Here is a 12,158-nt window from a genome sequence, read left to right on the forward strand (position 1 = left end):
GAAGGAATTGATTATGTCTGAATCTTTATTTACACAAACGTTAAAAGAAGCGCGCCGTGATGCATTGGTTGCTCATTATATTGCTACCCAAGTCCCCGCAGATTTAAAAGAGAGTATCCAGACCGCTGATGATCTGTATGAATATCTGTTGCTGGATACTAAAATTAGCGATCTGGTTACCACTTCACCATTGTCCGAGGCAATTGGCAGTCTGCAACTGTTTATCCATCGTGCAATAGAGGGCTATGACGGTACACTGGCAGATTCAGCAAAATCCTATTTTGCCGATGAGCAGTTTTTATATAACTGGGATAGTTTTAACCACCGTTATAGTACTTGGGCTGGCAAGGAGCGGTTGAAATTCTATGCCGGGGATTATATTGATCCAACATTGCGATTGAATAAGACCGAAATATTTACCGCATTTGAACAGGGTATTTCTCAAGGGAAATTAAAAAGTGAATTAGTCGAATCTAAATTGCGTGATTATCTCATTAGTTATGACACTTTAGTTACCCTTGACTATATCAATGCAACGAAAGGTCAGGATGAGAAAACGGTCTTTTTTATTGGCCGCACACAAAACGCACCCTATGCATTTTATTGGCGGAAATTAACTTTAGTCACTGATGGCGGTAAGCTGAAACCGGATCAGTGGTCAGAGTGGCGAGCAATTAATGCCGGGATTAGCGAACCCTATTTAGATACAGTAGAATCTTTTTGGCAAAATAATAAGCTACATATCCGCTGGTTTAATATTACTAACGAAGGTGATAACTTATCCAAAACTGAAAATGTCTGGGTTATGAATAGTGACTATAACTGGACTTCAAAGAAAAAGGAAAAGAGCACTCAGCTTATTTTTACCGATTACACTAGACGGGGAGCAACCGGTTCATCAAGCCCAACTGAAGTAAGCTCACAATATGGTTCTGATGCCCAGTTAAATATTTCAGAAGATGGAAAAGTTCTTACTTTACAAAACACGGGTGGAGCTACACCAAGCACCGGAGTGACGTTGTGTTATGACTCATCAAAGGCAGTAATAAAGAGCTTGCCTAATACAGGAAGTGCTGATTTACCTTCAAAAGATTATTTAGACATTAAGTTACGTATGTGTCATGGCACAAGCTATAACAATAGCAATTATTGTAGTTTTAATCTTACGGCATATATATTTACCTCCTACGGCACATTCTCATCAGACGGCAAGCAATTTACACTACCTTCTAACGAAGTAATAAATTTACACCTCCCTAACTATATAGATCTCAACGCACTATTAGATATTAGCCTTGATTCACTGCTTAATTACGACGTACAAGGACAGTTTGGCGGATCTAATCCGGTTGATAATTTCAGTGGCCCCTATGGTATTTATCTGTGGGAAATCTTCTTCCATATTCCGTTCTTGGTTGCGGTCCGTATGCAAACCGAGCAGCGTTACAATGACGCGGACACTTGGTACAAATACATTTTCCGCAGCGCCGGTTACCGTGATGCTAACGGCGAACTCATTACAGATGGCAGCAAACCACGTTATTGGAATGTGATGCCATTGGAACTGGATACCGCATGGGATACCACACAACCTGCCACCACTGATCCAGATGTGATCGCAATGGCGGATCCGATGCATTACAAGCTGGCGATATTCCTGCATACCCTTGACCTGTTGATTGCCCGCGGCGACAGCGCTTACCGTCAACTTGAGCGTGATACTTTAGTCGAAGCCAAAATGTACTACATTCAAGCACAACAGTTACTCGGGCCACGCCCTGATATCCATACCACCAATACCTGGCCAAATCCCACCTTGAGCGAGGAAGCGGGTGCCATTGCCACGCCAACACTGCTGAGTTCACCGGAAGTGATGACCTTTGCCGCCTGGCTAAGTGCAGGTGATACCGCCGATATTGGTGACGGCAATTTCCTGCCACCGTATAACGATGTACTGTTCGGTTACTGGGATAAGCTTGAAGTACGCTTGTACAACCTGCGCCACAATCTGAGTCTAGATGGTCAACCACTAAATCTACCCCTGTATGCCACCCCGGTAGATCCGAAAACTTTGCAACGTCAACAAGCCGGGGGCGATGGTACAGGCAGCAGTCCAGCTGGCGGTCAAGGGAGTGTTCAAGGCTGGCGCTATCCACTATTGGTAGAACGCGCCCGCACTGCCGTCAGTTTGTTGACTCAGTTCGGCAACAGCTTACAAACGACATTAGAGCGTCAAGATAATGAAAAGATGACGCTACTGTTGCAGACTCAACAGCAAGCCATCCTGAAACAACAGCATGATATACAGCAAAATAATCTGAAAGGATTGCAACATAGCCTGACAGCATTACAGGCCAGCCGTGATGGTGCGACATTGCGCCAAAAACATTACAGCGACCTGATTAACGGCGGCCTATCTGCGGCAGAAATCGCCGGTCTGACATTACGCAGCACCGCTATGATCACCAATGGCGTTGCGACGGGATTACTGATTGCCGGCGGAATTGCCAACGCGGTACCTAACGTCTTCGGACTGGCTAACGGTGGTTCTGAATGGGGCGCGCCATTAATTGGCTCCGGGCAAGCAACCCAAGTTGGCGCCGGTATCCAAGATCAGAGTGCCGGTATTTCAGAAGTGACAGCGGGTTATCAGCGTCGTCAGGAAGAATGGGCATTGCAACGGGATATTGCTGATAACGAAATAACCCAACTGGATGCCCAGATACAAAGCCTACAAGAGCAGATCACAATGGCACAAAAACAGATCACGCTCTCTGAAACCGAACAAGCGAATGCCCAAGCGATTTATGACCTGCAAACCACTCGCTTTACCGGACAGGCGCTGTACAACTGGATGGCCGGTCGTCTCTCCGCGCTCTATTACCAGATGTATGATTCCACTTTGCCAATATGTCTCCAGGCAAAAGCTGCATTAGTACAGGAATTAGGCGAGAAAGACAGCGACAGTCTATTCCAAGTCCCGGTGTGGAATGATCTGTGGCAAGGGCTGTTAGCAGGGGAAGGTTTAAGCTCAGAGCTACAGAAACTGGATGCCATCTGGCTTGCACGTGGCGGCATTGGGCTGGAAGCCATCCGCACCGTGTCGCTGGATACCCTGTTTGGTACAGGGACGTTAAGTGAAAATATCAATAAAGTGCTTAACGGGGAAACGGTATCTCCATCCGGTGGCGTCACTCTGACGCTAACAGGGGATATCTTCCAAGCAACACTGGATTTGAGTCAACTAGGTTTGGATAACTCTTACAACTTGGGTAACGAGAAGAAGCGTCGTATTAAACGTATCGCCGTCACCCTGCCAACACTTCTGGGACCCTATCAAGATCTTGAAGCCACACTGGTAATGGGAGCGGAAATCGCTACTTTATCACACGGCGTGAATGACGGAGGCCGGTTTGTTACCGACTTTAACGACAGTCGTTTTCTGCCTTTTGAAGGTCGAGATGCAACAACCGGTACACTGTCGCTCAATATTTTCCATGCTGGTAAAGAGGAATCGCAACACGAGTTGGTTGCTAATCTAAGTGACATCATTGTGCATCTGAATTACATCATTCGAGACGCATAAATTTCTTTTCTTTGTCGATTACAGGTCCCTATTAGGGGCCTGTTATTAAGGAGTACTTTATGCAGGATTCACCAGAAGTATCGATTACAACGCTGTCACTTCCCAAAGGTGGCGGTGCTATCAATGGCATGGGAGAAGCACTGAATGCTGCCGGCCCTGATGGAATGGCCACCCTATCTCTGCCTTTGCCCCTTTCGACTGGCAGAGGGACTGCTCCTGGATTATCACTGATTTACAGCAACAGTGCAGGTAACGGGCCTTTCGGCATCGGCTGGCAATGTGGTGTCATGACCATTAGCCGACGCACCCAACATGGCATTCCACAATACGATAATGACGACACGTTCTTATCCCCACAAGGCGAGGTCATGAATATTGCCCTGAATAACCAAGGGCAACCAGATATCCGTCAAGACGTTAAGACGCTGCAAGGCGTGGTCTTGCCAATCTCCTATACCGTAACCCGCTATCAAGCCCGCCAGATCGTGGATTTCAGTAAAATCGAATACTGGCAACCTGCCTCCGGTCAAGAAGGACGCGCTTTCTGGCTGATATCGTCCCCGGACGGCCAACTGCACATCTTAGGGAAAACCGCGCAGGCTTGTCTGGCAAATCCGCAAAATGACCAACAAATCGCTCAGTGGTTGCTGGAAGAAACCGTGACGCCAACCGGTGAACATGTCAGCTATCAATACCGAGCCGAAGATGAAGCCCATTGTGACGACAATGAAAAAACAGCTCATCCTAATGTTACCGCGCAGCGCTATCTGGTACAGGTGAACTACGGTAACATCAAACCACAAGCCAGCCTGTTCGTACTGGATAACACCCCTCCCGCACCGGAAGAGTGGCTGTTTCATCTAGTCTTTGACCACGGCGAGCGCGATACCTCACTTCATGCCGTGCCAACATGGGATGCCGGTACAGCGCAATGGTCGGTACGTCCAGATATCTTCTCTCGCTATGAATACGGTTTTGAAGTACGTACTCGCCGCTTATGTCAACAAGTGCTGATGTTTCACCGTACCGCACTATTGGCCGGAGAAGTCGGCGCCAATAACACACCGGAACTGGTCGGACGGTTGATACTGGAATATGACAAAAACGCCAGCGTCACCACATTGATTACCATCCGTCAATTAAGCCATGAACCGGATGGCAGCCCAGTGACCCTGCCACCACTGGAATTAGCCTGGCAGCGATTCGACCTAGAGAAGATGCCGACATGGCAACGTTTTGATGCACTAGATAATTTTAACTCGCAGCAACGTTATCAATTGGTTGATCTGCGGGGAGAAGGGTTACCGGGTATGCTGTATCAGGATCGCAACGCCTGGTGGTATAAAGCGCCGCAACGTCAGGAAGGCGGAGACAGTAATGCTGTCACTTACGACAAAATCGCCCCGCTGCCTACCTTGCCCAGTTTGCAGGATAATGCCTCATTGATGGATATCAACGGAGACGGCCAACTGGATTGGGTCGTCACCGCCTCCGGTATTCGCGGATACCATAGCCAGCAACCCGATGGAAAATGGACGCACTTTACCCCAATCAATGCCTTGCCCGTGGAATATTTTCATCCAAACATCCAGTTCGCTGACCTTACCGGGGCAGGCTTATCCGATTTAGTATTAATCGGGCCGAAAAGCGTGCGTCTATATGCCAACCAGCGAAACGGCTGGCGTAAAGGACAAGATGTGCCCCAATCCACAGGTATCACTCTGCCCATCTCTGGGACCGACGCCCGTAAACTGGTGGCTTTCAGTGATATGCTCGGTTCCGGTCAACAACATCTGGTGGAAATCAAGGCTAATCGCGTCACTTGTTGGCCTAATCTGGGACATGGCCGTTTCGGTCAACCACTAACCTTGCCAGGATTTAGTCAGCCCGAAAATAGCTTCAATCCCGAACGGCTGTTTCTGGCGGATATCGACGGCTCCGGTACCACCGATCTTATCTATGCGCAATCCGGCTCTTTGCTCATTTATCTCAACCAAAGTGGTAATCAGTTTGATGCCCCGCTGACATTAGCGTTGCCAGAAGGCGTACAATTTGACAACACTTGCCAACTCCAAGTCGCCGATATTCAGGGATTAGGGATAGCCAGCCTGATTCTGACTGTGCCACATATAGCGCCACATCACTGGCGTTGTGACCTGTCACTGACCAAACCTTGGTTGTTGAATGTGATGAATAATAACCGAGGCGCACATCACACCTTACATTATCGCAGTTCCGCGCAATTCTGGTTGGATGAGAAATTACAGCTCACCAAAGCGGGCAAATCCCCGGCTTGTTACCTGCCGTTTCCAATGCATCTGCTATGGCATACCGAAATTCAGGATGAAATCAGCGGTAACCGGCTCACCAGTGAAGTCAGCTACAGCCACGGTGTCTGGGATGGAAAAGAACGGGAATTCAGAGGATTTGGCTGTGTCAAACAGACCGATACCACAACGTTTTCTCACGGCACCGCCCCCGAACAAGCTGCACCGTCACTGAGCATTAGCTGGTTTGCCACCGGTATAGATCAGGTAGACAGCCAATTAGCCTCGGAATATTGGCAAGCAGACACTCAAGCTTATAGCGGATTTGAAACCCGTTATACCGTCTGGGACAACGCCAGCCAGACAGACCAAGTATTTACCCCCAATGAGACACAACGTAACTGGCTAACGCGGGCGCTTAAAGGCCAACTGTTACGCAGTGAACTCTACGGTCTGGACGGAACGGATAAGCAAACAGTGCCTTATACCGTCAGTGAATCGCGCTATCAGGTACGCTCTATTCCGGTAGATAAAGAAACCGAATTATCTGCCTGGGTTACCGCCATTGAAAATCGCAGCTATCACTATGAACGTATCATCAGTGATCCACAATTCAGCCAGAGTATCTGGTTGCAACACGATATCTTTGGTCAATCACTGCAAAGTGTCGATATTGCCTGGCCGCGCCGCGAAAAACCGGCAGTAAATCCCTACCCGACTACCCTACCGGAAACCCTGTTTGACAGCAGCTATGATGACCAGCAACAACTATTACGTCTGGTGAGGCAAAAAAATAACTGGCATCACCTGACTGACGGGGAAAACTGGCGATTAGGCTTACCGAATGCACAACGCCATGATGTTTATACTTATGACCGGAGCAAAATTCCGGCCGAAGGGATTTCTCTTGAAGTCTTGCTGAAAGCAGATGGCCTGCTGGCAGATGAAAAAGCCGCCGTTTATCTGGGGCAACAACAGACGTTTTATACCGCCGGCCAATCGGCAGTCACTCTAGAAAAACCCACACTACAGGCACTGGTGGCGTTCCAAGAAACCGCCATGATGGACGACATCTCATTAAAAGCTTATGAAGGGGTGATTGAGGAGCAGGAACTGAATACCGCACTGACACAGGCCGGTTATCAGCAAGTCGCGCGGTTGTTCAATACTGGTTCAGAAAGTCCGGTATGGGTAGCGCGGCAAGGCTATACCGATTACGGCAATGCTACGCAGTTCTGGCGGCCTCAAGCTCAACGTAACTCTCTGCTAACAGGGAAAACCACACTAAGCTGGGATACCCATCATTGTGTAATAATACAGACTCAGGATGCCGCTGGATTAACGACGCAAGCCCGTTACGATTATCGTTTCCTTACACCGGTACAACTGACCGATATTAATGATAATCAACATATTGTGACACTGGATGCACTAGGTCGCGTGACCACCAGCCGGTTCTGGGGTACGGAGGCAGGGCAAGCCACAGGCTATTCCAACCAGCCCTTTACACCACCGGACTCCGTAGACAAAGCGCTGGCGTTAACCGGCACCCTCCCCGTTGCCCAATGTTTAGTCTATGCCGTTGATAGCTGGATGCCGTCGTTATCGCTGTCTCAGCTTGCTCAATCACAAGTAGAAGCAGAAGCGCTATGGGCGCAACTGCGTGCCGCTCATATGGTTACCGAAGATGGGAAAGTGTGTGCGCTAGGCGGTAAACGGGGAATAGGCCATCAGAACCTAGCGATTCAACTCATCTCTCTATTGGCAAGTATTCCCCGTTTACCGCCACATGTACTGGGGATCACTACTGACCGCTACGATAACGATCCGCAACAACAGCACCAGCAAACGGTGAGTTTTAGTGATGGTTTTGGCCGGTTACTCCAGAGTTCAGTGCGTCATGAACCCGGTGATGCCTGGCAACGTAAAGAAGACGGTGGGCTGGTTGTGGATGCAAATGGCGTTCTGGTCAGTGCCGCTACAGATACCCGATGGGCTGTTTCCGGTCGTACAGAATATGACGACAAAGGCCAACCGGTGCGTACTTATCAACCCTATTTTCTGAATGACTGGCGCTATGTCAGTGATGACAGCGCGCGAGATGATCTGTTTGCCGATACCCATCTTTATGATCCACTGGGACGGGAATACAAGGTCATCACCGCTAAGAAATATTTGCGAGAAAAACAGTACACTCCGTGGTTTATCGTCAGCGAGGATGAAAACGATACAGCATCAAGAACCCCATAGTTTTACCTATTTTCATCTGTTACCCCGCAGTACACCGCGGGGCAATATCTATCAATGATGAAGATTCAGCATTTCCGGTAAGTCCCACCGTTCTTTAATAATGCGGGTCGCCTCTAAAGGAAGCCCGCATGTCGGCAGAATTAAAGATGGAATATCAACATCAATATTCTTTCTTGATAACAGCCGGAACAGGATCAGGTGTCGGGACAGTACTATCGCAATTATAATGCTCTCCTGTCAGCCCTATTTTTTTGCAAGCCGTAGACAAAAGATCGTTAGGAGTTGCCCATTCATCTTTCCAGTTATTACCGTCATAACGTTCATTCTTAAATAGATCCCACATAATGAGGCCCGTTTTACCATATTTAATCGTACCATCTAATATTCTGTTGAGAGCGCTCTTCGTAAGCGGTAAATTACCGGTTGCGGGTTTACCAACTTCAAATCCAACTGTAATAGGCGGCAAAACCAATAATTTTTGAGGTTGAACTGATGCCTGAGCGTAATTACGTGCCCCTTTCAGTTTGACATGGAAGGTAACAACTTCATTGCCTGATTTAAGCCAGTTAATATATTGACCATAATAATACTTAACTTGTCCAGGCAGGTCACAAGGAATATATGTTTCACCTCCCCCAATAAATCCACAATCTTTTTCACTTAAATCATAGGTCATCACACCAATATAACTGAGTCGGTTGATCAGATTGGGGTAACTCAGCGCAGTATTGTAAATCAAACCATAGAGATTTCCTCCCCACCAGGCTCCACCATAAATATCACTATTCCTCGCATTAGTTCCCCAGTTAGCGGACATATTCGGGATACCTCCCGTTGCGGGACCAGCCGTACTTAGCTTAAGTGATGGTTTAACTGCATTAATTGAAGTGTAAAAAGACTTTAAAATAGCAGCGAATTTATCCACGGTTGCCGGCATTGCACGGGGAATTTTTTCCGCGCCAGGAACAATCTTCATTGATGCATCATAAACATAACCGCCTAATCCCTTTGCGATTAAAGTTGATGTAATAAGATTTTCACTGTTATTAGAGGGAACCTTGATCGAGTCAGGTGTTAATTTCCAGCTTTTTGCATTAATATCAGCGTGCCAAAACTCTTCATAATCCACATCAATTCCTGCTACACCTAAATTGGCCGCCAAATTAACAATATTTCTATATGCCTTATCTGCTGCTTTACCCGTAATAGTACTGTCAAATCGAGGAATTTTGGTCAGTGGATTGGGGAAAATATCATAAACTGCACCGGGTTCATTACCACAAGCATCTTTTTTGCTGGCAGTGATATCATAAATTTTCGGATAACAACTAAAGTTCCATCCACCTACAGCAATATAAGTACCCACTCCATGAGATTTTAAATCAGCAATAACACCTTTTAATACCACAAAATCAGCCTTGGCATTTTCAGCTTCTCTGGTGCTAATGATTTGACCAGAAGTACAGGTATAACCAAACAATCCTGAACATTTCAGGCTGTTTTTTTCATAGTTAACAAAACCAGGCTGGACGAAAGACAATACCAGCGTATTAAAGTTACTCTTGTTCTTAGCAATATCTCTACTCAATTTTTTAAAGTTATCAAGGCTGGCATAATATTCCTGAGTATCAACCTGAGCAGCAGGCCCACTCAGATAATATGCAGATATTTTAGGATTGGCGGCGATAACATTTCCTGATGTGAAAGAATATAATACAGAAATTGCTAATAGATATCGGTTTAATTTGTATTTAGACATACATCTATCTCCACTTGGTTAACATTACTTTTCCGATTACAGCCAATGAGTTATCATGACACTTCATTGCCTTTTCATCATGAACGGTATAAGTTTTTCCCTAATAGAGCGTTAATATGTTCAGTCTGTTATTATAGACTGTGATGTAATTACTAAACTGTTATACCCGTTATCTTTCAAGCTACCTCTTTGTTGGCTACACTCACTCACCCCGGTCACATAGTTATCTATGCTCCCGGGGATTCGCTCCCTTGCCGTCGCGATGCAACTTGAAATCTATTAAGGTATATATCAGCATTAATTATTTCAATGCACCAATTTCATAATAGTGTAGTTTTCACCATTGTCCACAAAAGACATAGAAATTAGTTGTAATAATATTCCTCTCTAATCTATCTAAATAAAAAACAATATTATCATATGATAATTCCACTAGATTATACTTATATTAATTACTACAGGTGTAACGCTTTAGATAACTTAAATCTATTAACATCAATATTCATAAAAACACAATAAAATCAGAATATATTATTCAACGAATAGATTTGGAATTAAACAAATAACGTATTTCACTAAAAATATAAATAGACTACGTTTATTTTATTTTCATTAAAACATTATTATCTAAATATAGGCTATAAATAGTGTGCAAGCAAACTCGCAATGGCAATTAATTATAGCTTGTACAAACCGTTCTGATGAATGAACAGTGAACACTAGCAACACGCAAACCCCGGAATGATATACCCTTCATCTTTCAAGCTGCTGCTTTGTTGGCTGCTTTCACTCACCCCAGTCACATAGTTAGCTATGCTCCTGGGGATTCGTTCACTTGCCGCCGCACTGCAACTCGAAATCTATTGGGTATACATGTAAATAGAAAACCCACTGCTATTAAATAAATGTTCTCTGTTATCAGGCAAATGATGCCAAGAAACTTCAACGATTCTTCAACGAATTATAAAAACCTATAAAAAGGTATTATCTTAAATTTGCTGAATTAATGATCAAGCCCGTATACTCACTGTGCGTTAAAGCAGATCTGGAATAGCAAGTAGCTCGAAATGTATTCCAGCAAGTGAAACAAAGTTAAAACACAGGAAAATTATCATGACACGTTTAGGCTTATCTATAACTGTATTATCACTGTTATTCTCTGGCGCAGTATTGGCTGCACCTAGCACACCCGTAACCCAATCTTCGGATACCAAAGTGACTTCTTCCCATACAGCAAATACCAAAGCAGAGAAGAAATCTAGTAAAACCACACCTAAACAGCACTCACACCAGAAGGCAGCAAACAAAGAAGCAAAGAAAGCTCACTGAGTTTTCCAGCATGAAGCCACTACACGCAGCAATAGTTATGACACAAGTTTGATCGCATCATAACTGTAAATTCAGGGGGGAAATCCCCCCTCAACATATTAAAGTGAAAAGCTTAGCAAGTCCCTTCTGTATCTTCATCACCATAATATTTAATACCAATCCTGATAATATCCCGTCCCTGAGATCTACGGTGTTTATTCGTATCACGCAACGAATAGATACAACCACAATATTCCTGCTGATAAAATCTTTCCTGTTTACTGATTTCAATCATCCGGGCTGAACCACCTTGCTTACGCCAGTTGTAATCCCAATATTGAATCCCCGGATACTGACTTGCCGCTCGTTTTCCACAATCATTTATCTGCTGCATGTTTTTCCAGCGGGAAATGCCCAACGAGCTTGAAATAACGCTGAAATTATTTTCATAAGCATACAAAGCAGTACGCTCAAAACGCATATCAAAACACATGGTGCAACGAACACCTCTTTCTGGCTCCCATTCCATGCCTTTAGCACGTTCAAACCAGTTATCGCTGTCATAATCCGCATCCACAAATGGCACATTGTGTTGCTCCGCAAAGCGAATGTTCTCTTCTTTGCGAATTAAATATTCCCGTTTGGGATGAATATTCGGATTATAGAAAAAGACGGTGTAATCAATTCCAGAGGCATGCAACGCTTCCATCACTTCACCAGAGCAAGGAGCACAACAAGAGTGCAATAGTAGTCGTTCCTCATTATCCGGTAACGTTAAAACAGGGCGAACATAGTTTTCCATTGGGCAGGCTCCATAATAATTATAAGAATTAATTATAAAATATAGTTATTTTTAGCTGCAAATCTTTCGACAAGGAATTCATTCGATGGCTTACTTGTCTCTACAGTGGTATTAAATTACTTGAAATTCTGGCAGGTTCCACCGTTATATCGTCGTAATCAAAGTTTGTACTAACAAGTTCACGAT

The 12,158-nt window shown here is 45.2% G+C and carries 5 protein-coding genes; 3 read left to right on the forward strand and 2 right to left on the reverse strand.

Annotated elements, in window-relative coordinates; genetic code table 11:
* The first annotated feature begins 13 nt into the window (after window positions 1–13).
* Window positions 14–3,586: an insecticidal toxin complex protein TcaB gene (gene tcaB, locus D3222_RS09265; protein ID WP_118985898.1), complete on the forward strand. Its 3,573-nt coding sequence runs from the start codon at window positions 14–16 to the stop codon at window positions 3,584–3,586.
* Window positions 3,587–3,645: 59 nt separating this feature from the next.
* Window positions 3,646–8,103 (forward strand): insecticidal toxin complex protein TcaC, encoded by a 4,458-nt coding sequence (tcaC, locus tag D3222_RS09270; RefSeq protein ID WP_118985899.1) that lies wholly within the window; start codon window positions 3,646–3,648, stop codon window positions 8,101–8,103.
* A 160-nt stretch (window positions 8,104–8,263) separates the two neighbouring features.
* Here tcaC and D3222_RS09275 read toward each other — a convergent pair whose 3' ends face one another.
* A complete protein-coding gene (locus D3222_RS09275) occupies window positions 8,264–9,862 on the reverse strand; it encodes a toxin (RefSeq protein ID WP_118985900.1) in 1,599 nt (532 codons plus the stop codon).
* A gap of 1,113 nt (window positions 9,863–10,975) precedes the next feature.
* On the opposite strand from D3222_RS09275, the gene D3222_RS09280 reads away from it, so the two are divergent.
* Window positions 10,976–11,191, forward strand: coding sequence for a hypothetical protein (locus D3222_RS09280; RefSeq protein WP_118985901.1), 216 nt, complete (start codon window positions 10,976–10,978; stop codon window positions 11,189–11,191).
* Window positions 11,192–11,303: 112 nt separating this feature from the next.
* On the opposite strand, the gene D3222_RS09285 is transcribed toward D3222_RS09280, so the two are convergent.
* The gene (locus tag D3222_RS09285) at window positions 11,304–11,972 is read right to left on the reverse strand and encodes an epoxyqueuosine reductase QueH (protein ID WP_118985902.1); all 669 of its coding nucleotides are present in this window, start codon (window positions 11,970–11,972) and stop codon (window positions 11,304–11,306) included.
* Window positions 11,973–12,158: the final 186 nt, after the last annotated feature.

The sequence above is a fragment of the Photorhabdus sp. CRCIA-P01 genome, assembly GCF_003545805.1.
Lineage (GTDB): Bacteria > Pseudomonadota > Gammaproteobacteria > Enterobacterales > Enterobacteriaceae > Photorhabdus > Photorhabdus antumapuensis.

Bases quoted from the DNA above. Each gene is read 5' to 3' on its own strand.
- tcaB (WP_118985898.1), top strand. From the start codon at position 14: ATGTCTGAATCTTTATTTACACAAACGTTAAAAGAAGCGCGCCGTGAT.
- tcaC (WP_118985899.1), top strand. From the start codon at position 3,646: ATGCAGGATTCACCAGAAGTATCGATTACAACGCTGTCACTTCCCAAA.
- D3222_RS09275 (WP_118985900.1), bottom strand. From the start codon at position 9,862: ATGTCTAAATACAAATTAAACCGATATCTATTAGCAATTTCTGTATTA.
- D3222_RS09280 (WP_118985901.1), top strand. From the start codon at position 10,976: ATGACACGTTTAGGCTTATCTATAACTGTATTATCACTGTTATTCTCT.
- D3222_RS09285 (WP_118985902.1), bottom strand. From the start codon at position 11,972: ATGGAAAACTATGTTCGCCCTGTTTTAACGTTACCGGATAATGAGGAA.